Genomic DNA, 24,245 nt, shown 5'->3' on the forward strand with positions numbered 1-24,245 from the left:
ACCTCACTGTGTGAGTAAAATATATAGCTTTGTGACAACAAATGTAAGCTGAATTCCCTCAAATGGCGTTAATCACCTTCATGTCTGATTTCGGGACGGTCGACCACTACGTGGCTGCAGTGAAGGCTGCTATTGTGTCTGAATCACCCAACCAACCTGTCACTGATATCACCCATGACATCCGCCCGTATGACATCTCACATGCTGCCAATGTGCTACGTAATGTATATAAGGATTTTCCAGAAAAAACGGTTCATATTGTCGCTGTAGATGCGATGCGTGAAAAATCAAAAGCGTTGGCAGTTGAAATAGACGGGCATTTGTTTGTAGGATTTGATTCTGGGGTTTTCAGCCTGATCTCAGAAAAGAAACCTAATGCGATTGCTGTTTTGGAAAACGGACAATCCACCTTCCCGGCAAAGGATGTACTAGCTAAAGTTGCCTTAAGGCTGGCAAGTGGAAAGTCATTGAAAGATGTGGGAGAAATAACAGACAGTATGACTGAGCTATATGCGCGACAGCTTAAAGTGACCAAGCGAGAAATTGCTGGTCATATCGTCACAGTGGATCATTATGGCAACCTGATCACAAACATTAACAAGACAGAATTTGATAAAATTTTAGAAATTAATGGAGCTGGAGTGAAATATGCTATTCGATTTGGAAGGGAACAATTTCAAGGCTTACATAGCTATTTCAGCGATGTAGAGTCTGGTGACTGCTATGTGATGTTTAACTCATCCGGTCAGCTTCAGATTGGAATAAATAAAGGTCATGCCTCTGAGCTTTTGGGGTTGTCCATAGACTCACCTGTACTCATTGAATTTGCTAACGGATAAAATATGCTAATACGTATTGTAAGGATGGATTTTGAACCAGAGAAGGTGAATGACTTCCTGGCATTGTTCGAAACTGTAAAAGAGAAAATAGCCAACTTTCCTGGCTGCAATTATCTGGAGCTCTGTAAGGATGCCAAGCTGAATCATGTGTATTATACGTTCAGCAAATGGGAAAGTGAAGATGATTTGGAGAAGTATAGGCACTCTGAACTATTCGAAGATACCTGGGCCAAAACCAAGATCTTGTTTGGAGGAAAGCCGCTAGCGTACTCTCTTGACCCACAATAAAAATCCCCTGCTCGACCAAAAGCAGGGGAACCAAAACCTAAATGAACAGAGCCAGATCCTTGACTCGCGACCAGTTAGATGTTTTATTAGCTAATCCACAAAACTTGTCTTTTCGACTATAAGGAGAAATATTTTTTGCAAACAAGCTTTATCATCACATTTAGTTGCTACCTCCTTGCTTAATAGATATTTCATTGCATTCAATATGACAAGTTTTTTGGATTAGTATGTTAAGCAATTATTTAATCTCTTTTTATTGAGCTGAGTCCGTTACTATCTGAAGAAACTCGCGCATTTCCACGGTATCGTACCTTGCTAGCACCGGAAGCATCCGCTTCCAGTTCATTTTTCACATACACTTTAGCGGTGGATGCCCCGGAAGCCGTTATATCTGCATCATCTACGATGAAGTTAAATGCGTCCAGCTCAGATGCTCCCACCAGGTCCGCTTTCAGATCCTCTCCATTCCCAATTAAGGTGAGCTCTGAAGCCCCGGTCAGATCTACTTGAAAATAGTCAACATTCACATCAGCCCATACGTCCGATGCTCCTTCGATATCAAAGGTCATCTCTGAAGCAGAAAAGCCTCTTACTTCACCTACACACGCACCAGTAGCCCGAAGGTATTCGAGCTCTGGCATCCGGATGAATATTTTGATTTTATCCTTCCGCTTCCTGCTTTTCCACCAATCGGTATTTCTTCCATACCTGATTTCCAGTTCGTGCCCACTTTGGCTGAGGTATACCTCATCCAGATCGTCATCATCTCCCTCCAATCTTACTGCATAGTCATCTCCCTGAGTAATTTCAAAATCAAAAAGGGAAATCAGTTCTACTTCGTCGAAATCAGAAAACTGATATTCTTGTGAATCAGACCCATACGAACCTCGGTTATAGGATTTTTTACCTGTTTCAGAACAAGTGAGACATTCCAATCCACTTTCATCAAAAACCCACTCATTTTCTCCCAAATCGCCTGCATCATAACCATGGATCCAAAGAGTATTTCTTAGAATTTCCCTTAAATCATAATCCATTTTAAACACCTTTCCATATGGTATGTAAAAGGTTGCTGACACATCCTGAAATCTAAATGGTGCATCGCCAAACGTGATTTCCGAATCAAAGTAAATGATGCTCCCTTCCTGAGTTACGATGTAATCAACAGCTTCACCGTTTTCGCGGGCATTCTCCCTAGAATATCCCCGAGCATCAAACTCCATCTCCAACAGGTACGAAGTGGTATCCTCATGCCCTCTGATTTTCAGATCGACGGTATTGTACGTATCCCAGTCAAGATCATTGAGTTTGAGCTCTGCCACACCGTCATTAACAGCGAAAGTTTGTTCTTCTTTGAAAGTGCTCTCTACACTGTAGTTTCTGATGATCGTTGGAACGGATATGGCCAAGCCAATCAAACCAAGCAGCCACAAGCCAAACATGCCCCATGCCACAAACGCATTGGTCACTTTCTTTTTCAGGATGACCACCAGACCAACCAGCAACAGGGCAAGTGAAGGTACCATCGAAGTGATGTAGCATGAAACGATTGCTATGGTACTCATCGAGCTAAAGAGCTCACGCGCCGGAAAATCTCCAAAGTGAACCCAGGATTCCATGGCTCCACCAACACCTAAAAGTGCTGCTAGTGAGATTGTAAATGCGACCATCAACGTAAAGCCGAGAAAAACAAGCAGCACACCTACCGCAATGCGAAGCGCCTCTACTGCAAACTTCATCAGTGGACCTAAAATTTCTCCCAATGCCTTAAAGATCATGGCAATCAATCGGAACGGGAACAGTAGAATTTTCACAAACACGTTCTCTTCCCCTTCTTTCACATTCAGGCTTTTCTTCACATTTTCCTCAATGTTTGAGATCGTGACAGGCTCACCCTGCATCTGCATTTTTTCGGTGATAGATTTTGCCTCAGGGGTTATGATCCACATGATCAGGTATACCAAAAGACCTGCACCACCAAGAAAAATTGATACGACAAAAATCACCCGAATGACCACTGGATCTGTACCAAAGTAAGAAGCAATACCCCCAGCAACCCCACCCAGTACACGGTCATCTGTGCTTCTGAACAACTTTTTGATTGCTTTATCATCCTCCAGTTTGTCACTTCCAGGCACAGCTATCCATAGGATAATGTAGGCTAGGAAGGTAAACCCACTAAGTCCCCAAAAGAAGATATTGAAAAGGAAAGCAAGCATAAGCAAACGAACCCATATGGGATCAATGCCAAAATAATTGGCAATACCTGCTGCTACTCCACCAATCACTTTACGCTTATTGTCCCGATAAAGACGCTTAGCTTTCTCATAAGCACTTTTAGGCTCCTCTTGCTTTTCTTCTTCTGTTTGTTCCTGCTTCTCCTCAGCTTTTTCCGCTTTCTCATCCGGATCAGGAGCAATTGATTCCTCAAAATCTTTCGTGGTTCCCATCGTGGCAATCAGGTCATTCACATCTTCTTTGGTGATGATTTGTTTGCCCTCATCCAGTTTGGAAAGAAAAATTTCAGCGATTCTTCCCTCTATATCGTCAATGATTTCCTTGCTGTCTTCAAAAGAAGAAAAGTACTTATTGACTGAGTCGAGGTAGTTTTTCAGTTTATCATATCCATCCTCTTCGATGTGGAATATGATACCGCCAATGTTGATACTTATATTCTTTTTCATGATTTCTTCTTCGTGTTTTTGTTCGCGATGATTTTTTTGGTGGAGTTGACCAGTTCGTTCCAGGTTACATCCAGGCCTTCAAGGAATTGCTCCCCCTCTTTCGTCAGTGTGTAGTATTTCCTAGGAGGACCAGATTTTGACTCTACCCATTTATAGTCTGCCAGTCCAGCTTTTCGCAAGCGGGTTAGCAGTGGATAGAGCGTGCCCTCCACCACCATGATCTTGGCGGAAGTTAGTTCTTCCAGCAGATCGGAAGCATAAACCTCTCCTCTGGAGATGATGTGCAAAATGCAAAACTCCAGAATCCCTTTTCTCATCTGAACTTGTGTGTTTTCAATATTCATTTTTTACTCTCATTTCAAGTCAAACTTTTCATTAAGCATGGATAGGTTTCAGTGCTATATACGTAAAGGTACTTTGCATGGCCAAGTACTAGACGAAAAAATCTACCAAAGGTTATAAGTTCTTTGTTTATTAATAAATAATATTAGTTATTTTATATAAATAGAAACCATACCCCTTTGTCGTATATAAGCGATTATTCAACGAATGACATTCACATCAATCCCTTAGCTATGGCTAAATTGCCATTGATTCGAATCTTTATGCGGTATTTGCTAGTCAGTATTTTGTGTTTAATAGGAAGTGTCGGTCTGGCGCAGAATGAAGGTAGTACCCGAGATAATACACCAAAGTACAGCAACGAATTCATGAATATTGGTGTGAGTGCCCGCGCTTTCGCCATGGGATTTACCGGGGTATCATTCATTGATGATGTTACCGCAGGTTATTGGAATCCTGCAGGGCTAAACAAAATGGAAAACTCGCATGAGCTGGCGCTAATGCACTCGTCTTACTTTGGTGGGTTGGCAAACTACGACTATGCAGGCTTTGCTACTTCGGTGGACGATGAAAGCAAAATTGCGATTTCAATCATCCGCTTTGCCGTTGATGATATTCCAGATACCCGCTTCCTGGTTGATGTCAATGGTTCAATTAATTATGACAATATTGAATTCTTTTCGTCGGCAGACTATGGATTCCTTGTTTCCTACGCTCGAAAATTGCCCTTTTTCGGAGGAATTGATGCAGGAGGTAACTTGAAGGTGATTCACCGAACAGTCGGTAATTTTTCCAAAGCATGGGGTTTTGGTTTTGACGTGGGAGCCCAAAAACAAATCAATCAATGGAAGCTGGGGTTGGTGGCCAGAGATATGCTGGGTACATTCAACGCTTGGTCTCATAATGCCGCTGAAGTCGAGGAAATTTATGCGCTCACAGGAAATGACGTACCGGTAAATTCCGTTGAGATCACATTACCTCGATTGATTATTGGTGGTTCTCGGGATTTTATTATCACTGAAAAATTTGGCGCTATGGCATCTGTAGATCTGGATATGACCTTTGACGGAAAAAGAAATACGCTTATTAGAACCAATCTTCTTTCCATCGATCCGAAGACAGGTGTGGAATTTGACTATAAGAAACTAGCATTTCTCCGTTTTGGAATCAATCAGTTTCAACGAATCAAAGACTTTGATGGCTCTACTTCATGGACTTTTCAACCCAATTTAGGTGTGGGTGTAAGTATTAAAGAGTTAACGATCGATTATGCATTGACAGACATTGGTGATTTAGCTCCAGGCCTTTTTTCGCATGTTTTTTCAGTAAAAGTGGATTTCAATGTGGAGAAATAAACTGATAGCGATATTCATTCTTTGTGGATTCACGTCCTATGGTCAGGTGGGGAATGAATGGATTGACTTCACTCAGTCTTACTATAAACTGAAAATCGCTGAGGATGGATTCTATCGAGTCACTCAGGAGGAGCTTCAGGCCATCGGTTTTCCAATTGCAACTGTCCCTGCTAGTAGAATACAACTTTTTAGAAGAGGAGAAGAGGTTGCACTTAATGTGAATGCGAACGGAGATGGCACCTTAAACTATCTTGAATTCTACGGACTGAAAAATGATGGTACTAGTGACAGTCCGCTTTATGAAGAGGGTGCTCAACCTCATACGTTCTATAATCTCTTTTCAGATACCGCAAGTTATTTCCTTACTTATAAGTTGGGTAGTGAAAATGGCAAACGGATGGTTTTTTCTTCAGACAAAAACACTTCCGGACTTTCACCTGAACCCTACCACATTGAAGATACGATTCAGCTATTCACCACGAATTACGCTCCGGGTGTCAGGTTTGGTTCTGGTTCCGCATTTAGTTTAAGTAAATATGATGACGGGGAGGGCTGGACAGGAGGATTTCAGTCTAAAAATGCCTTTAAGGATTTTGACTTTACATTGGAAAATTATGAGTCCACCGGAATAAATCCAGTGTTGGAAACCGTCATCATAGGCGGCAATAGCTTGAGTCACAATGTGGAAATCAGTATCGGGCCAAATACAGGTTCCCTGGGTGTAATGGACAATGTTGAATTCAGTGGATGGGGAAAAGAATTTTATTCAGGTTCCGTAGCAAGTTCAAGCATAGGTGGAGGAGGTGAGTTTGTTGTACGAGCAACTGCAGAAGGTTATCCTGATATCTCGGAGCGAATTTCCATCGCCTACATGCGCCTGAAATACCCTCAAACGATTCAGGTTGGCGCAAACGAAAACAAGGTTTTTACACTATCCAGCCCAGCAGGAGCTAAAGCCTGGATGCAAATCGCAACGACCAACGCATCAGGTACGCGCGTTTTTGACATTTCGGACCCTCATAATTCTATCCGAATTGCTACTACAAACTTTTCGGATCGAGTAGAGGCTGTAATTCCTGATGCTTCCGACGGGCAGCAGGTATTAGCTGTAACCACACCACTTTCAGTGCCAGCCATAGAGGCTGTAAATCTGCCGAGTTTTGATTTATCTGATAAAGATTATTTGATTGTTACACATCCAGATTTAAGAATCTCTGGTGATCCGGTAGCCGATTATGGGGCATATCGGGAATCAATAGCCGGAGGCTCCTTCAATGTTCAGATTGGCAATATTGATGATTTGTATAACCTGTACAGCTATGGTGATCCTACTCCGTTAGGTATTCGAAACTTTATCATTGATGCCAACAATCAAAATCCAATTGAAAATGTATTCATCATTGGGAAGGGATTCACACTGAATTATGACTATTACCGAGGCGCGCAAACGGACGTAAACGTGCCAACCTATGGACTACCTGGTAGTGACCTCATGTTCACATTAGGAATCGATTCAGATCCTGAACTACCAGGGATCCCAATCGGACGACTAAATGCTTTCTCAACCACTGATGTAACTGCATATCTTGATAAAATTATGGAGATGGAAGCACTGCCTTATGATGACCTTTTTAGAAAAGATTTCCTACAGCTAAGTGGCGGCATCAATCAGTTTGAAATCTCAAATTTCATTGGGATCGTGCAGGGATTTACGGATGTCCTGGAAGCTGATTTCATTGGTGGACGTGCCTTCAACACAGGAAAAGAAACCAGTGAGGCAGTAGAATATGTGGATGTGACTGACCGTGTAAACCAAGGTGTTGGGTTCATTACCTTCTTTGGTCATTCCAGTGGTACTGTGACTGACATAGAAATTGGCCGTGTCAGTGATCCGGCATTTGGGTTTTCTAATAAAGGCAAATACCCAATCTTCCTGGTAAATGGGTGTAAGGCTGGAGAAATCTATGGTACCAACTTCACCTTTGGAGAAGATTGGCTCAACACGCCTGAATTAGGAGCCGTAGGATTCATCGCACATTCGGATGTTGCAATTTCAACAACACTTCAACGATGGAGCGATCTGTTTTACAAGCTTGGTTTTGGCGATGAAACCTACATTGGTGAGTCAGTTGGAAACGTGATGACAGAAGTATCCAGAAGATACATAAGCCAGTATGGTGTAAGTGATATCAACCTTACACAAATCCATCAAATGACTTTGCAGGGAGATCCTGCTTATCGGGTTTTCGGTGCTGACTATCCGGATTATCAAATTGACAACAATTCGCTAAACGCTTCAGCAATAGGAGCTCAGGAAATTTTATCAACTCAGGACTCCTTTAAAATTGATGTGATAGTTAAAAACTATGGTCGTACCGTTCAGGATTCCCTGGTTGTGCAGATAAACAGAACATATTCGGATGGTGGCCAAGAGATTTATATCAAAGAATTCCAAAGACCATTAAGACAAGACACTTTAACATTCTATATCCCTCTGGAGCCCACGCGAAACAATGATGGATTGAATTTATTTACAGTGCTGCTAGACCCAAAAGATTCTACCCAGGAACTGAACGAGACGAATAATTCAGCGACTCTGGAGGTATCTATTTTCAGTGGAAATACGGTCAACCTCTACCCTATTGATAATGGCACGCAATCCAGCAGTCAAGTTGAATTTGTATGGCAATCGAGCAACTTGCTGGAAGATGAGCGGTCTTATGATCTGGAACTTGATACGCAACCGGATTTCAACGGCCCGAACAATCGGCAATTCACAGTCTCTGGTGAGGTACTTCTTACTCACACATTTGACTTTTCGGCTTTCTCACTACCTGATTCATCCACTATTTATTGGAGAACCCGGTTTTCAAATCCAGACCCTGATGAGACCAACGAGTGGGTGGAGTCTTCTTTCACGTTGATTACTAACATCGGTGAAGGCTGGGGGCAATATGATCCTGAGCAGGTAGAGAAATCTGTGGTCACCGGTATTCAGTACAATCAATTGACCAACCGGTGGGAGTTCATTGAAAACACCACACCCATAGATATTTTCACTTTTGGAGTGGATAATGCTACATATACTTATGATGACATGGAGGCGATCATTGGTGGTTTAGACTTTTTTGTCACCTCCAACACAATAGATCCAACTTGTGAGACCAATACCTTCAATGCCATCGCTTTCGATAAGGAAAGCGGCGATCCATACCGGCCAATTGAAACTACTGAGATTGACGTTTTCAACCGTGAAGTGTGTGGACGTCTTCCACAACGAATTTATCAGTTTAGGGAGCAAGATATGATAGGTGTAGACAGAAGGCTTCAGGTGCTGGTGGATAATATGCGAGATGGAGACCCGATTGTTATGTTCAATATTGGAAATGTCGATTATTCTAATTGGGATCCAGCAGTAGAATCCACACTTAATTCATTGGGAGTTGATAATGCTACCATCGGTTCTCTAGTTAATGGTCAGCCTGTAATCTTCTTTGGGCAAAAGGGAGCTACTCCAGGAACCGCAATTATGATAACTGACAATGGCTCTGCTACTCCGTTTCGAGAGCAAAGCATCGAGTTACAGGATAATGTTACAGGCAAGTTTGTAAGTGGTGAAATCAGAAGCAGGAGAATAGGACCAGCCAGAAACTGGGAGGAGTTTTCTTATAACCTCAAGGAAGAAGTGAATGACAACATTACCGTAGATGTCTATGGTGTGGATCAGAATGGGAATTTAACTACGCTGGAGTCCAGAGCCCGAGCCGAATCCATTGACATTGCCACTACAGATCCAGTCCTGTATCCACAGCTTGAGCTATCCTTTGCATTCGATGACGAGACCGACCAAACACCTTCCCAGCTCAACTTTTGGGAGGTTAATTATGAGTATCCGCCGGAAGGGATTCTTTTACCAAATGGCAAGAATCAAACTTCAGTATTGGAGGGAGCCGAAATTACAAGGGATTTCTATTTCTATAACCCTTCAGGTCTGGACTTTATAGACTCACTAACAGTGATGGCCACTTTGGTTAATCAGCAGACTGGAAGCATTGATGAATCTAGCTTTAATATTGGTCCGCCTAATGCTGGAGATACTACTTCCTTTTCTGTAGCATTTCCTTCATTCAATATGGATGGAATAAATAGCATGGTTGTGGAAGTGATGCCCAATGAAAACGAAGCTTATTCATCAAACAACAGACTGACTTTAACCAACCTGATCGAGGTACAGGCAGATGAAACCAATCCGATATTAGATGTCACTTTTGATGGGTATCACATTCTTGATGGTGATATCGTCTCTCCCAATCCAAACATTGTGGTGAAGATGCGGGATGACAACCCGTTTGTGAACAAGTCTGATACGACCGGGATCAATATTTCCTTAAAACTTCCCGGGGAAAACAGCCAATTTCAGCGAGTAAATTTTTCTGATCCTAGACTAACTTATACACTAGCTAGTGAAACGCAGGATTTTCAAATGGAATACCAGCCAGGTCCGCTGGATGATGGGATGCATGCGTTGCGTATTCAGGCAGAAGATGAGTCAGGAAACGCAGCAGGTACAGAACCTTATGAGATCAATTTCGAGGTTATCAATGAATCAACAGTTACGCATTTTTATCCGTATCCAAACCCATTTTCTACCAGTTGTAGGTTTGTGTTCACCTTAACAGGTAGTGAAATTCCTGATCAGATAAAAATTCAAATCATGACCGTATCAGGTAGGGTGGTCAGAGAAATCACTCAGGACGAAATAGGACCTATTCGAATAGGGAATAACATCACCAGCTATGCGTGGGATGGCAGAGATGAATATGGAGATCAGCTAGCTAATGGAGTGTATTTCTATAAAGTTTTCATCAACTCGAATGGAAACACGCTGGAACGAAGATCCACAAGTGCTGACCGGGCTTTTAAGCACGGATTCGGCAAACTATATATCTTGCGTTAGCGCATGATCAATCATTTAAGAAATACCAGGTCGTTTTATATTATCTATCTGTGTCTGTTCGGCCTTTCGTGCATTTTTTATTCCTATCAAAGCCATGGAGACTTTGTTATTTGGCTCAATAGCCTTCATAATCCTATTTGGGATTTTTTCTTTAGGTATTGGACACATACCGGAAGTGTTTATTTTTTTATCGCCACTATATTGGTATTGATTTTTCTTAAGAGAAGATTTGGTCTTATTCTTTCCATGGTTGGAATAGGAGTTAGCCTGGTTTCATCGTTTTTTAAATTTGTCGTCTTTCCAGACATACCTAGACCTTCCTTATTTTTTGAGGGACAGGAGATTTTAGCTAAGGTAGAGGGTGTACACTTGCTGGGTTTAAACTCGTTCCCCTCCGGACATGCGATGGCAGCATTCGCACTGGCAACATTTATCGCACTCATGCTTCAAAAAAATAGTTATTCTGTGCTTTTACTGACTATGGCCTGCCTTACCGCTCTATCACGCGTTTATCTCGCTCAGCATTTTCTCATTGATATCATGGCCGGATCACTCATCGGAATCATTATCGCTACAGCATATTATGTAGGCTTTGAAAAGTACCTAAATAAAGAAACCATTACCGAAATCAATACTCCGGATGAGGATCTGGATAAAATAAACCTGGATGAGGAATAGCTTATTTCAATCCTGCACCCTGAATAATTTCTTCCACCACCTCAGGGTTAAGCAAGGTTGAAGTATCTCCCATATTGGAAATATCCTTACCAGCCACTTTTCGCAAGATTCGACGCATAATTTTCCCAGATCTTGTTTTCGGCAAACCAGACACAATTTGGACTTCATCTGGAGTTGCAATAGGCCCAATGATTTTCCTAACAGTATCCTTAATCTCTTTCTTCAGGTTTTCCTCCGTTCTTCCCTCCATATCACAGATCACATACGCATAGATTCCCTGTCCCTTTACATCATGCGGAAAACCAACGACCGCTGACTCCACGACTTTCGGGTGTTCGTTAATAGCATTTTCCACTTCAGCGGTTCCCATTCTGTGCCCGGAAACATTAATCACATCATCCACCCGTCCCAGGATTCTCAGATAGCCATCATGATCTCTTTTTGCTCCATCTCCTGTAAAATACATGCCTTTGTAGGTAGAAAAATATGTTTGCCTGCACCGCTCATGGTCACCATAAGTGGTTCGAATAATGGACGGCCATGGGAATTTCACACACAAATTTCCCTCTACATTATTACCATGCAATTCATTGCCTTCCGCATCCACAATCACCGGCTGTATGCCCGGAAGTGGAAGTGAGGCATGTGCTGGCTTGTTTGGGGTAATTCCTGCCAATGCTGAAATCATGATTCCTCCTGTTTCGGTCTGCCACCAGGTATCCACCAGTGGGCAATTACCCTTACCAATGTGATCATGGTACCAATGCCAGGCCTCCTCATTAATTGGTTCTCCAACAGAACCAATTACTTTCAAAGATTCCAAAGAATAAGGCTCCAGGGGCTCTAAACCAAAAGCCTGGAGCGCTCGGATGGCTGTTGGTGCCGTATAAAATTGATTGACCTTATATTTATCTACAATCTCCCAGAACCGACCTGCATTAGGGTAGGTAGGCACCCCCTCAAACATCAGTGTCGTAGCACCTGCCAAAAGAGGTCCATAAACAATATATGAATGACCCGTGATCCAACCAACATCTGCCGTACACCAGTAAACATCGCCTTGCGAGTACTGGAAGACATTAAGAAATGAATAATAAGAGTAAACCATATAGCCTCCACACGTGTGCACCACACCCTTTGGCTTACCGGTGGATCCGGAGGTATATAGGATGAACAACATATCTTCGGAATCCATCTCTACAGCCTTAAACTCCTTGGACTGACCATCAATAGCGTCATGCCACCAGATGTCTCTCCCCTCTTTCATGTTCACTTTATCACCCGTTCGATTTAGTACAATGACTTTCTCAATAGATGAGGTTTTCTCCAAGGCCTCATCTACAACATCCTTAACCGGGATTTGCTTAGCTCCGCGATAATTTCCATCTGAAGTCAAAACCATCTTTGCTTCACAATCATTGATACGATCGGCAAGCGACGTGGATGAAAAACCAGCAAAAACAACGGAGTGAACAGCTCCCACACGAGCGCAAGCGAGCATTGCAACAGCAGCTTCGGGCACCATCGGCATGTAGATAATTACCCTGTCACCTTTTTTTACTCCGTTGGAAACAAGAGCATTGGAGAACTGACAGGTCATTTCATACAACTCCCTGTAGCTAATCACTTTATGCTCATCGCCTGGTTCATTCGGCTCCCAGATGATTGCTGGATCATCCCCTTTGGTAAACAAGTGCCGATCCAAAATATTCTCAGTGATATTTAATTTCCCGTCCAGAAACCATTTTACATCCGGACCATCAAAATCCCATTCCAACGTTTTGGACCAAGGTTTTTTCCAATAAAAAGAATCTGCAACCCGAGACCAGAATTCCTCAGGCTGCAATACACTTTTCTGGTATTCATGAATGTATCCCGATAGTGTTTGAATCTTGTTACCCATGCTTTGACTGTTTTAAGCCATAAGGTAAAAAAGCTTCCTTGCTTATTAAAACAAATTCAAGGTTAGAATAATCAACTTGGTTAATTGTGCCTAGCCAAATTCAATCAGAGCTTTTTCAATTCGTTTTCAAGTTCACTTTCCAGATTGTTTCGGTCAATTATCTCTGGTGGTGCCACACGATGTTCACAATCAGAAATGGAGCACCTTTCGCATGTGGTATGAACTGTACGCTTTCGCAAATTTGAATCTTTAATGAAATTGAACGCACCTCTAAGTGATTCATTCATTGAAAGCCCGATGGTAACACTACTCCCATTTTGATTATCAAAGCGACTGGGCTGTGCGATTGAAATACAGAAATAAGCATTGTCCGTTTGCCAATACTCTGATATCTGCGCATCGATATAAAATGGTTGTTTTTGCGTTTTAAGGTTTTTAATGCTGCTAATAGATACCCATCGATGACATAAGTGCTCTGATAATTGATTCTGATAAGGTTGATGTAATCCTGACAGGTGTAGCTCCTTTGTGATTTGATAGTCAATCAACCCTTCCCTCCCATCTAATCGGATAAAGAAAAGATTGTCAATACCAAAATGCTTAGGAAGAATATTAGTCATTCGCTGGAGTAAGGTCTCAGGCGTTACCTGATACTTAGAAATCAAAGATTGGATTAGCTCCGGTTTCCACTTTGTGCTGACCGCCATTTTTTCTATCTCTTTTACAAAATCATCGGCATCCATTAAAACTGCCGCTCCAAAATATGAAGCTTTGAAGTTGCTCAATAGCTTCTCAAAAGATGCTTCCTTGTTCAAGTTGGTTTCATAAGAACGCTCGGTAAGTTTCAGATATTGAAACCCAATCTCCTTTGCCAAAAGGAATCTCTTTTGTTCATCATCCAGGTGCTCATTAAGGTATACCGTTTTTTTCTCAGCCGAATAGTAAGAACGAAACGTCTTTAATTTCTCATTCCTGGCAAGAGAGTGAATATCCAGCTTGATAGAAAACTCCTTTTGCAGAATAGTAGTTAGTGAATCAACACTTGGCACTACCGCCAACTTTGCTTCCTTGCGAAATTCCTTCGCTGCAGTTTCTAAATCCTCAAAATAGTTGTCATGCATGTCCTGATAGCTACGAAGCGCTACACGATAAAAGTGTTCCTTTTCAATCTGATAGCTACGAACCATTTTTAAAATGGTACTGATGAATGCGCTGATCCGATCTGGAGCATTGCTAAACACATCAATGATTTTCTCCACATTGAAGCCAAATTCTTCCGTAGGAAAATATTTAAAAAAGCCAGAGTTAAGGAGTTCAATCACAGGCAATAATTTTTTATCCGCCTTGGTACTGATCAAGTCATCGTAATCCATCTCAAACGCTGTGGCTAATGCACGGATTTTATCTGGCTTAGGATATTTTTTCCCTTTCTCAATATCATTTAGATAGGAAACAGACAGTCCGGTCTGTTCCGATAATGCCTGGTAGGAAATTCCTTTTTTTAGTCTTAGGTGCTTGATTTTGAAGCCCAGGATGAGCTTCACAATGTCATTATCTGAAATCATGTTTGTGATTGAAGCTTCAAAGGTAATCAGCAAAGAGTAAATAATATTTTTAGCGGAATTTCCGCTGTTAGATAAAATTTATATATTTACGAAAAATTCATCTTATGTCAACTACACACATTGCACCTGATTACCTGGCTGAATATCGAGATGTATACACAGACCAGGTATTAAACACACTGGAAGCACTCAGCCACCTGAATGCTGAGCAAAAAACACTCATGTCTGGACGGAATGCCCGCAGAAAGAAGCGCATAGAGAATGGAACGCTGATTCAATTTCTGGACAAGAAATCGCTAATTGGTAACACTGGTTTATCTGTGGCGGATGCCAGAGCAGGACGATTCAATGGTTCTGAGATACCACACGATCTTCAGCGCCAATGGATACAAGGAACAGGACCTGCAGCAAAACCAAATGCAACACTTGAAAGCAGCATCCGAAATGTTGCTTATGCCCTGCTTTCTGGTGCAGATGGGTGGATGTTTGACGGTGAGGATGCATTGGGTCAAATCAAGTCCATGTCTCTGGATAACCAACGAAACTTAAAGCTGGCAATTCATAAAGACCCTATCTTCTTAAAATCAGCTGAACAAGTAGCTACAGAGATGAACCGCTGGTCCAAAGATTTTTTAAAGAAAAAAATTGTCGATAATGTACACAAACAGTTAGAGCATACCACCATCATCTTTAGAGCCAGAGGGCTTCATTTAGATGACCGACACATCACCATGGAGAGCGGTGACTCCTTCTCTGCCTCCATTACAGATCTAATACTATATGTAGTGAATAACTATGAAGAGCTACAGCGACAAGGCAGATCCATCGTGGTGTACTTACCAAAGATCCAAACTGCAAATGAGGCGGCCTTTTGGAACCACATCATTACTGAATTGGAATCTCATCTGGGATTAAAGATCGGCACGATTAAAACATATGTTCTGGTAGAGCAACTAGAAGCTACTTTCCAGTTAATGGAGATTCGGGCAGCATTAAGCCCACATTTTGTTGGATTCAATACCGGACGCTGGGACTACATCAATAGTGTCGCTGATGCTATGGCTGGAATTTCCAACTTCATCAATCCGAACATCGAAGCAATAAGTATGACCTACTCTTACATGGCCGCTTATGAAGATAGAGTAAGAAAGGCTGTGAATACACCTGATCAAAATGGGAATTATGCCTTATGGCAGGGAGGCATGGAGCCGAACATTCCTGTGGGTAGTGAAAAGGGAATTGAAGTAGGGATGGAAAAAGCATTAGCTGGCGCTAAAAGGGAACAAGGTGCCGGAGCATCTGGCAAGTGGGTGGCACACTGGAAAATGGTGCACCTTATACGACCTGTTTGGGAAAAGGCTGGCGAGGATAATCAATTAGGGAGGCCATTTGAGACGCTCACATATACTGATGAAGATCAAAAAAAACTAATCCAATTAGCGGATGCACCTCGTACCATTCGAGGAGCCAGGAATCTACTGAGTGTTGCACTGCAATACGGAAATGCCTTTTTACAGGGGTTTCAGGCGGCTGCACTCAAACCGGCTGATTTCTTTAAGGATGATGACATCCTGTATCTGATGGAAGATATGGCCACCGGAGAAATTCGTGTCAGTGTGCTATGGGAATGGCTGCATAAGAAGGCTAAGCTCACAGAATCCGACCAGTCTCTTGGGTTAGCAGCTGGTGATTCTTTCACTAAGAAAATACTCAATCAATTGCTTGAAGAAGAGTACGAAAAACTCCTTCATGCCAACTCTAAAGACGTGCATGAGGAATCAAAAACAACAACGTTACCCATCTCGAAACTAATCGTTGAAAGGTTTGTCACTGATCCGGTGAAGGCCCCCTGGTTTATCGATTTGCTAAACCTGAACCTGAACAACGAAGACCTGAGTGTTGCTCATGAGCGAGTCGATGCTTATTACAATGAATTTAAGGTGTCAGGTCAGCGCATTACGGCCAACCAAGACACACTCGTAACTATTTAATCCTATAACTATGAAAAATGAAGCATCAATAATGAATGCGGCGATACAGGAAGCGGAAGCTTTTTTCAATTCGGCCAGGTTTGAGGGGGTGAAAAGACTGTACACAGCAAGACAAGTTGCTGAGCAGCAAGGCACGATTTACAATGATTATTCGGTAGCTAAGTCTGCTGCCCACACGTTTTACAAGAGATTGCGTGAGCGCTTCGATCAGCAAAAATCCATTACCACGTTTGGGCCATATTCGCCCAGCCAGGCAGTTATGATGAAGCGTAGTGGAATCGAAGGTATTTACCTTGGTGGATGGGCTACTTCTGCCAAAGGTTCCACAGATGAGGATCCTGGTGCCGATCTTGCGAGCTATCCCTTAAGCCAGGTTCCGAATGAAGCCGCTTCTATAGTACGAGCATTACTGGCTGCAGATAAGAATCAAACGTTCAGTAGATACAAACTAAATGAAGCAGAAAGGAATGAAATTCCTGTGATTGACTACTCCCCTTACATTATAGCCGATGCTGATACCGGGCACGGGGGAGATGCGCAGGTGAGAAATCTTATCCGCAGATTTGTAGAAGCCGGCGTTCCAGGCTACCACATCGAGGATCAAAAGCCTGGAACAAAAAAATGTGGACATCAGGGTGGTAAAGTGCTGGTTCCATGCGATGAGCAAATCAAGCGACTGAATGCTGCACGATTTCAATTAGATGTAATGCGTGTTGAGGGGATCATCGTTGCGCGGACGGATGCAGAAGCAGCAACATTAATTGAATCTATAAGCGATGAGCGTGACCAGCCATTTATCCTTGGGGCTACCAATCCGGAAATACCTACGTATAAGTCGGTGATATTGGCGTTACATGCGGTCTTGAGACGAAAGGGTGTACCTGTGCACGGTCACGAACTGTATGCTGCCAGTCTGGTGAAAGAAGAAACGATACATTGGCTAGATCAAGTTGGGGTTTTGGATTTTATTGATGAAAAACTAACACACCTACGCACGGACCATGCATTTTTACTTGAGCCACAGTTTGATGAAATCCTGGCCAAAACCGTGGAAATGTGGGAAAATGAAGCAGCTGTCATGACCATGTCTGAAGCCGCAAAAGAGGCGATTGAACTTGCTCTGAAAGAAGGGATGGTGGGTTCCATTCAGGAAGATTGGAAGGAATCTTTGAATGAGATGTCATTTCAGGAAATCAAAGCATTTTGTGGATCCCTGGACATTTCGTTCGTCTGGGACTGTGAAGTAATGCGATCACCGGAAGGCTATTACCAGGTGCGGGGCGGAATCCCTTTTGCTATTGCTAAGTCATTGGCAGTGGCCCCTTTTGCTGATATTTTATGGATGGAAACCAAAACAGCTGACCTGGAAGATGCCAGACAATTTGCAGAAGCTATCCATGAGGTGTATCCAGACATGATGTTGGCGTACAACTTGTCACCATCTTTTAACTGGGATTCCACAGGTATGAGCGAGGAAGAAATGAAGGCTTTCCCTGAGGAGCTCGGCAAAATGGGATTTGTGTTTAATTTCATCACGTACGGAGGACATCAAATAGATGGGCTGGCTGCTGATGAGTTTTCAAACTCATTGTTGACTGAAGGCATGGTAGCTCTTGCCAAGGTGCAGCGAAAATTCAGGTTACTCGATTCTCCTTACAAAACCCCACAATCTCATGTGGGTGGCCCAAGAATGGATGGGGCGCTGGCCGCCTCATCAGGCAGAACAGCCACCACAAAGGCCATGGGCAAGGGATCTACTCAGTTCCAACACCTTGTGAATACTGAATTACCAATTAAGGTTGTGAAAGAATGGGTGCAAAGCTGGGCTGAAATAAATGAAGTGCAGGGAGAATTTAAGGTGAAATTGAGACCTCAAAACCCCGGATCCAATGTATTGGAATTATTGGTATTGAAAGATGAAAACGTGATCAGCAATGTCATATTTAGCTCTTTAATGGATCGCAACAAACAAACTATTTTGTCTATACGGGATCAAAATACACTGGAGCCGAAGTATAGAAAGAAGCGCCTCATGACGCTGCTGCACATCTTCCTCTTGAACCGGTTTAAATCGAATGTAGTGCACTACCTCACTCCAACGGAAGATAATGTGAAACAATGTGAGGGAATGACTCGGAGAGGAATCTATAAAAATGTCCATGAAGAGATCGGTCAACTCATCGTGGCGGAAGTGGACACCAAATCAGTCACCAAATATGTGGATGAGCCTGAGCAGATTGACAAACTGCTCGAAATAAAAATGGAAAAGGTTGTCAATATTTCATAAAGCAAAAGCGCCCGGATGTTCCGGGCGCTTTTTAATTTCTTGCTTAAAAGAGTGCTGTCAGCTTCATAGCAGCCCCTTTATCTCCCTCAATTTTCAACTTTCCGGTCATGAAAGCCATCATCACATTCAGGTCTCCTGTTAGAATCTTATTGAAATTTTCAGCAGACATTTTAATAGCAAAGGGTGCATCTTTTTCTTCATTGACCACTACAGTGGGTGAGACGGTATCATCCAGATGCACCACACCTTCCTCAAATTTAAAATTCGCTTTGCCCTGAAACTGACCGCTGTGCTTATCAGCTAGCTTCTTTATTTTTTCTGTTATCTCTTCTAAAGTCATCTCTTATATTGGTTTAGGTTGAAAAGTCACTTCGAATAGTTTCGGCCACCACTTTCCGGTTACGAAAATACGACCCGTTTCTGCATCATATGCAATGCCGTTCAGAACATCTGCGCTTCTCGACTCATCCGCTGTAAGAAGCCCTGCCAGATCAATTCTTTGCAGCACTTCTCCTGTTGTCGGATCAATCACAACAATGTAATCTTCCTGATAAACATTGGCATAGACAAGTCCATCTATTACCTCAAGCTCATTCAGTGCTTCAATTTTTCCTTCATTGTCAAAAACCTCTAATTCCCGCTGAACCGTAAAGCTCACCGGATCTACAAAATAAAGTTTTTCGGTCTCATCTGTCATTACAAGCTCATCATCCAAGGTCGCCAGACCCCAACCCTCCATTTGGTAATTAAACGTCCGAACTTGATTCAATTGGTCATCGTAAACAAAACCTTTTCCTGAAGTCCAGGTAAGTTGGTAAAATTCACCATTCATCACTGCCAACCCCTCACCGAAAAGGTCTGATGCAAGATTTACAACTTTTTTGGTCTCCCCGGTTGCAATGTCCTTCTGTTTTAATGTTGATTTTCCACGCTGACCTGTACTCTCGTAGAGATATCCATCTTTGAACAGCAGACCCTGGGTATAATCATCAGTATCATGCGGATAGGTATTCTCTACCTGATAGGTTAATTCCTCAGGAGCACTTTCCGGAAGTACAATTATTTTTCGATAATGTGTTTCAGCACTCTCGCCGCTGTAAGCTTTTATCAGCAACCTCCACGTTCCAACCTTGCGGTCAGGTATTGTGATATTAAAAGAAGACGTTTTAAAAGTAGACAAAGCATCTCCTACAGATACTTCCACAGAATCAATTGGAAAGGTTTCATTTGCACTCAGCGAAATACCAATTTCCGTTCCCCTGGTGAAGCTTTGATTTTGAGTTGGCTGCTCTACTGAAGTATTCTTTCTAACCCTGGGGGATGTCGTTTTTTCAGTTTCTTGCTTACCTTCTTTGCATGCAGCAAATACCAGCAAGACCAGAAACACATAGCTTAGTCTGATCATAACCCAAAATTAGCAAGATACTCCTATATGATCATGAAGTGGTGTCGGTACTTTGGCTCTCTGAGCGCATCAATAACGGCACTGTTAGTCCCTGATAAAGCACCGAACATACCACCACTATATAAGTCATGGTAACAATCACATCCTTTCCATTAAAGTCGGTAAGTGAAAGGGATAGCGCAATAGGCAAACCACCTCTCAGAGCACCCCAGGTAAGAACGGATATGGTATTTGGTGCAAAATGATTTTTGACCGACATCATTTTAATTGGAATGAAAACACTTGTCCACCGTCCAAACAACACAATACAAATAGCAAAGAATCCTGCCGCAATGAAATCGAGGCGTAGATCTAATACTAACATCTCCAAACCTATAAGTACAAAAAGCATGGCACTGAAAGTCTCTTCCAGCAGCTTCCAGAATTTAAATACATAATCTCCTGTTGCGCTGGCCACATGTGTGCTTTTCCCTTCATTTCCTACTACCAGTCCCATAACAACGGCAGCCTGCTTGGCAGAAACGTGAATAAAGTCGGCCAGTTGAGACCCTACAAGAACCAATGCCAGTGTGATTAACACCTCCACCTCTACTGCATCATTATCCACATATTTAAGTAGGCGATAACCAATATATCCGAGTAACAATCCAATGAATATTCCACCACCAATATCTGCAATTACGATGTAGGTAGTTTCTATAAATGAAAGGGTATGATCTTCTCCCGCATGAGCAATATCTAACAAAGTAAGTGCCAGCACTACCGCTATTCCGTCATTAAAAAGTGATTCCCCCTCAATTTTGATTTCCAGGTCCTTCGATAGATTAAAGCGTTTAATCGTCTTCGTCACAGCGATAGGATCGGTTGGGGAGATGAGTGCCCCAAAAACAAGGCAATAAAGGTATTCAAGGTGAATGCTTAATGCATCAAGCATGAAGTAGACACCCGTTCCAATTACAAAAGTAGAAATCAGAACCCCTACAATGGCCAAAACAAGAACGGAGCTCCTCTGACTACTCAGCTTCCTGAAATCAATATTTAAAGCCCCTGAGAAGAGCATAAAACTCAAAACGATTTGATACAGAACTTCTTCAAATTCATACTCCTTCACATGTTCTGCCAGGTGCAGTTCTGGAAATAGATGCCCAATTATCAGCACTACAATGGAGAGAACAAGTGCCAGAATCATCAAACCAATGGATGATGGCAGTTTTAAGTAAAAAGTGTTTATGAAAATAAACGCTCCCGATAGGAAGATAAACAAGGCGATGATGTCGAGAATACTCACTTCCGTGTAATTTAAAGGTGATTCAACGCAATATTAATTTTAAAAACTAACAGTACGAACTATAATACGAGCGTATGAGTACAGAAATACAAATTGTAGACGCATGAATTCATCATGCTAAGAACAATTACTTTAATAAATTGGTACTTCTTTTAGTACCTGCTCCAAATCTGGAGTTCTTTTTCTGGTGGGTTATACCTTATAAAAGGCTAATAAACAGGAACGAAGATAACTTTTTTTATATTTTTTAGCAAAAGTCAAACATTAGTGAAGGAAGTCATCAATAAGAAGCTCAAAAGGCTCAATGCAGACACAGATACGATCTATTCTTTGCTGGAAGGAATTCCTGAAGAAAAAATGCAGGATAATAGCTATGGATGGAGCATCATACAGGTATTGTCTCATTTAAATGATGCAGAGAGTGCTTCGCTTGAATACATGCAAAAGAAAAGCAAGGCAGGTGATAAGATGCAAACATCCGGCTTTGGCAATTCACTCAGAATGTGGGTAACCAATCAGGTCCTGAAGAGCTCGCTTAAATGGAAGGCTCCTTCCTATATATCCGACCCTCAATCCAATTCTATGGAGGAAATAAAATCCCAGTGGACTGAAACCAGAAACAAAATTCAACGGTTTGTAGATGAGTATCCGGATAAGTGGTTGGACAAACTGGTCTATAAACACCCAATGGGTGGGCGACAGAACCTGGAAAAAGCAGTGGACTCATTTGTGTATCATCAAATTCATCATATACATCAAATCAATAGAATCAAAAAACAACTAGGACTTTAAAATGCTGAACATTCAAGGACTAAAACATTCCTACGATGGAAAGGCTGTAATCAGCTATCCCGACTGGGAAGTGAAGGAAGGAAATCACGCAATTATTTTAGGAAACTCCGGTTGTGGTAAAACCACCCTACTCCACTTAATAGGCGGGTTGATGCCTCCCACCCATGGTGTTTTAGAGGTGTCTGGAGAAAATCTTGTTCAAAAGTCCAACCCCAAACTGGATCGATTCAGAGGTGAAAACATAGGCATTGTTTTTCAAAAACCTCATTTGGTTAGATCCTTGACAGTAAAGGAGAATCTCACATTATCCCAATATTTGGCTCATAAGAAAATCGATGGGAAGAGAGCACAAGAAGTACTAGATCACCTGGGTGTGGGCGAACTGGCTAACCGAAAAGTACATCAGATAAGCCAGGGGCAGGCCCAACGAGTTGCGATAGGGAGAGCAGTCATTAATAAACCAAAACTCTTGCTGGCCGATGAGCCTACAGCCAGTCTGGACGATGAAAATTGTCAGAAAGTAATTGATCTACTCAAATCACAGGCAGAAGAAACAGGAGCCACCTTGATTGTTGCAACACATGATCATCGGGTAAAAAGTGAATTTCAAAACCAGCTTGCTCTATGAATCTCTTTTCACTAAGCATTAAAAACGTCTTTGCTAAGCCACTAAGCTCACTATTGAGTGTATTGCTTTTGGGATTTGGTGTGGCAATCATCGTCTCTATTCTGCTCACCAGCACCTTTCTTAAAAATGAAATCAACAAGAATGCGCAGGGCATAGACCTGGTCGTGGGTGCCAAGGGAAGTCCTTTACAGATTATTCTTGCCAGCATTTTTCATATTGATTTTCCTACAGGTAATATTTCTCTTAGTGATGCTAGCAATCTCACCCGAAACAGATTAGTGGCCTCTGCCATACCACTCTCTTTGGGAGATAGTTACCAGGGATACCGAATTGTGGGCACGACCAATGCATATGCAGAGCTCTATGAAGCCAACCTAGCCAAAGGAGAATGGTTTGAAAAGGAGATGACAGCAACTGTAGGCGCTACGATCGCTAAAAACTTAGGCATCCAAATAGGTGATCAACTCGAAAGTGCTCATGGGCTTTCAGAAGGGGCAGGCGGTCATGAAGAACATCCTTTTACCGTGGTAGGGATTATGGAATCATCAGGATCGGTACTCGATCAATTGATTCTTGTATCAGTTCAAAGTGTTTGGGAGGTGCATGGCAGCCATGAAGAACATGATCATGAAGAGGGAGGAGATCACCATGAATTGGTATCCCTGGATCGATTGGGGCTGGAAGTCACAAAAGAGCAGCTGGAAAATGAAGACATTACATCTCTGCTGATTAAGTATCGCTCGCCAATGGCCGCTGTTCAATTGCCACGAATTGTAAACGGAACCAGCAACCTACAGGCCGCCTCTCCCCCTTACGAGACAGCTCGATTGTTCAACATTATTGGTGTGGGCGTGGATGTCGTGAACATGCTGGGGCTGGTTATTATCATTTTGAGTGCCACAAGTGTGTTTATTGCTTTGATCAACTCCTTGAAGGAGCGGAAGTATGAGTTGGCAATCATGCGCTCCATGGGTGCCAGTCAGCTAAAAATATTTTTACTAATTCTAACGGAAGGAATTGTTTTAACGATCATTGGAAGTGCATTTGGATTTGCCCTTGCACATCTGGGCTTTGCTATTTTGGCATATTCGATGGAACAAATTCAGAGCAGCGGTATGTTTTTTGTATTTGATGAGTATAAAGTGATGCTGGGCAGTTTGACCGTTGGTATTTTTGCCTCGATCATTCCGGCATTTCTTGCGTACAAGTCAGATATTTCGGAAACGCTTTCAAAAGCATAATT

17 protein-coding genes are annotated in these 24,245 nt (G+C 42.3%); 10 read left to right on the forward strand and 7 right to left on the reverse strand.

What is annotated here, in order from left to right; genetic code table 11:
- The first annotated feature begins 62 nt into the window (after window positions 1-62).
- Both ACP14Y_RS05865 and ACP14Y_RS05870 read left to right on the forward strand, forming a co-directional pair.
- On the forward strand, window positions 63-839 hold the full coding sequence (locus ACP14Y_RS05865) for an SAM hydrolase/SAM-dependent halogenase family protein (RefSeq protein WP_424962031.1): 777 nt from the start codon (window positions 63-65) through the stop codon (window positions 837-839).
- Between the two features lie 3 nt (window positions 840-842).
- Window positions 843-1,127 (forward strand): putative quinol monooxygenase, encoded by a 285-nt coding sequence (locus ACP14Y_RS05870; RefSeq protein WP_424962032.1) that lies wholly within the window; start codon window positions 843-845, stop codon window positions 1,125-1,127.
- A 242-nt stretch (window positions 1,128-1,369) separates the two neighbouring features.
- Here the strand turns inward: ACP14Y_RS05870 and ACP14Y_RS05875 are convergent, their stop codons facing one another.
- Both ACP14Y_RS05875 and ACP14Y_RS05880 read right to left on the reverse strand, forming a co-directional pair.
- Entirely contained in the window at window positions 1,370-3,811 is a 2,442-nt protein-coding gene (locus tag ACP14Y_RS05875; RefSeq protein WP_424962033.1) for a PspC domain-containing protein, read from the reverse strand.
- Entirely contained in the window at window positions 3,808-4,155 is a 348-nt protein-coding gene (locus ACP14Y_RS05880) for a PadR family transcriptional regulator (RefSeq protein ID WP_349563546.1), read from the reverse strand. The genes ACP14Y_RS05875 and ACP14Y_RS05880 overlap by 4 nt, the downstream gene beginning before the upstream one ends.
- Window positions 4,156-4,386: 231 nt before the next feature.
- Between ACP14Y_RS05880 and ACP14Y_RS05885 the strand changes: the two genes are divergently transcribed.
- Genes ACP14Y_RS05885 through ACP14Y_RS05895 form a run of 3 tightly spaced genes read left to right on the forward strand, consistent with a single transcriptional unit; the run spans window position 4,387 to window position 11,143 of the window.
- Window positions 4,387-5,508, forward strand: coding sequence for a PorV/PorQ family protein (locus ACP14Y_RS05885; RefSeq protein WP_424962034.1), 1,122 nt, complete (start codon window positions 4,387-4,389; stop codon window positions 5,506-5,508).
- Window positions 5,495-10,465 (forward strand): C25 family cysteine peptidase, encoded by a 4,971-nt coding sequence (locus tag ACP14Y_RS05890; RefSeq protein ID WP_424962035.1) that lies wholly within the window; start codon window positions 5,495-5,497, stop codon window positions 10,463-10,465. Before ACP14Y_RS05885 ends, ACP14Y_RS05890 begins: the two co-directional genes overlap by 14 nt.
- Window positions 10,466-10,468: 3 nt before the next feature.
- A complete protein-coding gene (locus ACP14Y_RS05895) occupies window positions 10,469-11,143 on the forward strand; it encodes a phosphatase PAP2 family protein (protein WP_424962036.1) in 675 nt (224 codons plus the stop codon).
- A gap of 1 nt (window position 11,144) precedes the next feature.
- Here the strand turns inward: ACP14Y_RS05895 and acs are convergent, their stop codons facing one another.
- Together acs and ACP14Y_RS05905 are read right to left on the reverse strand one after the other, a co-directional pair.
- The gene (acs, locus tag ACP14Y_RS05900; RefSeq protein WP_424962037.1) at window positions 11,145-13,046 is read right to left on the reverse strand and encodes an acetate--CoA ligase; all 1,902 of its coding nucleotides are present in this window, start codon (window positions 13,044-13,046) and stop codon (window positions 11,145-11,147) included.
- Between the two features lie 104 nt (window positions 13,047-13,150).
- A complete protein-coding gene (locus ACP14Y_RS05905) occupies window positions 13,151-14,611 on the reverse strand; it encodes a helix-turn-helix domain-containing protein (RefSeq protein WP_424962038.1) in 1,461 nt (486 codons plus the stop codon).
- Between the two features lie 104 nt (window positions 14,612-14,715).
- Here ACP14Y_RS05905 and ACP14Y_RS05910 point away from each other — a divergent pair, with 104 nt between their 5' ends.
- Window positions 14,716-16,602, forward strand: a complete 1,887-nt coding sequence (locus tag ACP14Y_RS05910) for a malate synthase (RefSeq protein WP_424962039.1) — start codon at window positions 14,716-14,718, stop codon at window positions 16,600-16,602.
- 10 nt (window positions 16,603-16,612) lie between these two features.
- Window positions 16,613-18,889, forward strand: a complete 2,277-nt coding sequence (locus ACP14Y_RS05915) for an isocitrate lyase/phosphoenolpyruvate mutase family protein (RefSeq protein WP_424962040.1) — start codon at window positions 16,613-16,615, stop codon at window positions 18,887-18,889.
- A 43-nt stretch (window positions 18,890-18,932) separates the two neighbouring features.
- Here ACP14Y_RS05915 and ACP14Y_RS05920 read toward each other — a convergent pair whose 3' ends face one another.
- The 3 genes from ACP14Y_RS05920 to ACP14Y_RS05930 are packed head-to-tail and all read right to left on the reverse strand — an operon-like array spanning window position 18,933 to window position 21,582.
- On the reverse strand, window positions 18,933-19,229 hold the full coding sequence (locus tag ACP14Y_RS05920) for an SCP2 sterol-binding domain-containing protein (RefSeq protein WP_424962041.1): 297 nt from the start codon (window positions 19,227-19,229) through the stop codon (window positions 18,933-18,935).
- A gap of 3 nt (window positions 19,230-19,232) precedes the next feature.
- Window positions 19,233-20,294: a glutaminyl-peptide cyclotransferase gene (locus ACP14Y_RS05925; protein WP_424962042.1), complete on the reverse strand. Its 1,062-nt coding sequence runs from the start codon at window positions 20,292-20,294 to the stop codon at window positions 19,233-19,235.
- A 31-nt stretch (window positions 20,295-20,325) separates the two neighbouring features.
- Window positions 20,326-21,582: a cation:proton antiporter gene (locus ACP14Y_RS05930; protein WP_424962043.1), complete on the reverse strand. Its 1,257-nt coding sequence runs from the start codon at window positions 21,580-21,582 to the stop codon at window positions 20,326-20,328.
- Between the two features lie 267 nt (window positions 21,583-21,849).
- Here ACP14Y_RS05930 and ACP14Y_RS05935 point away from each other — a divergent pair, with 267 nt between their 5' ends.
- The 3 genes from ACP14Y_RS05935 to ACP14Y_RS05945 are packed head-to-tail and all read left to right on the forward strand — an operon-like array spanning window position 21,850 to window position 24,243.
- Window positions 21,850-22,374, forward strand: coding sequence for a DinB family protein (locus ACP14Y_RS05935; protein WP_424962044.1), 525 nt, complete (start codon window positions 21,850-21,852; stop codon window positions 22,372-22,374).
- 1 nt (window position 22,375) lies between these two features.
- Window positions 22,376-23,002 (forward strand): ABC transporter ATP-binding protein, encoded by a 627-nt coding sequence (locus tag ACP14Y_RS05940; RefSeq protein WP_424962046.1) that lies wholly within the window; start codon window positions 22,376-22,378, stop codon window positions 23,000-23,002.
- Window positions 22,999-24,243, forward strand: a complete 1,245-nt coding sequence (locus tag ACP14Y_RS05945) for an ABC transporter permease (RefSeq protein WP_424962047.1) — start codon at window positions 22,999-23,001, stop codon at window positions 24,241-24,243. Before ACP14Y_RS05940 ends, ACP14Y_RS05945 begins: the two co-directional genes overlap by 4 nt.
- Window positions 24,244-24,245 lie beyond the last annotated feature (2 nt).

This window comes from Ekhidna sp. (genome assembly GCF_965247405.1).
In the GTDB taxonomy this organism is placed as follows: domain Bacteria; phylum Bacteroidota; class Bacteroidia; order Cytophagales; family Cyclobacteriaceae; genus Ekhidna.

Bases quoted from the DNA above. Each gene is read 5' to 3' on its own strand.
- ACP14Y_RS05940 (WP_424962046.1), top strand. From the start codon at position 22,376: ATGCTGAACATTCAAGGACTAAAACATTCCTACGATGGAAAGGCTGTA.
- ACP14Y_RS05920 (WP_424962041.1), bottom strand. From the start codon at position 19,229: ATGACTTTAGAAGAGATAACAGAAAAAATAAAGAAGCTAGCTGATAAG.
- ACP14Y_RS05915 (WP_424962040.1), top strand. From the start codon at position 16,613: ATGAAAAATGAAGCATCAATAATGAATGCGGCGATACAGGAAGCGGAA.
- ACP14Y_RS05885 (WP_424962034.1), top strand. From the start codon at position 4,387: ATGGCTAAATTGCCATTGATTCGAATCTTTATGCGGTATTTGCTAGTC.
- ACP14Y_RS05875 (WP_424962033.1), bottom strand. From the start codon at position 3,811: ATGAAAAAGAATATAAGTATCAACATTGGCGGTATCATATTCCACATC.
- ACP14Y_RS05880 (WP_349563546.1), bottom strand. From the start codon at position 4,155: ATGAATATTGAAAACACACAAGTTCAGATGAGAAAAGGGATTCTGGAG.
- ACP14Y_RS05890 (WP_424962035.1), top strand. From the start codon at position 5,495: ATGTGGAGAAATAAACTGATAGCGATATTCATTCTTTGTGGATTCACG.
- ACP14Y_RS05945 (WP_424962047.1), top strand. From the start codon at position 22,999: ATGAATCTCTTTTCACTAAGCATTAAAAACGTCTTTGCTAAGCCACTA.
- ACP14Y_RS05925 (WP_424962042.1), bottom strand. From the start codon at position 20,294: ATGATCAGACTAAGCTATGTGTTTCTGGTCTTGCTGGTATTTGCTGCA.
- ACP14Y_RS05910 (WP_424962039.1), top strand. From the start codon at position 14,716: ATGTCAACTACACACATTGCACCTGATTACCTGGCTGAATATCGAGAT.
- ACP14Y_RS05905 (WP_424962038.1), bottom strand. From the start codon at position 14,611: ATGATTTCAGATAATGACATTGTGAAGCTCATCCTGGGCTTCAAAATC.
- acs (WP_424962037.1), bottom strand. From the start codon at position 13,046: ATGGGTAACAAGATTCAAACACTATCGGGATACATTCATGAATACCAG.
- ACP14Y_RS05870 (WP_424962032.1), top strand. From the start codon at position 843: ATGCTAATACGTATTGTAAGGATGGATTTTGAACCAGAGAAGGTGAAT.
- ACP14Y_RS05895 (WP_424962036.1), top strand. From the start codon at position 10,469: ATGATCAATCATTTAAGAAATACCAGGTCGTTTTATATTATCTATCTG.
- ACP14Y_RS05865 (WP_424962031.1), top strand. From the start codon at position 63: ATGGCGTTAATCACCTTCATGTCTGATTTCGGGACGGTCGACCACTAC.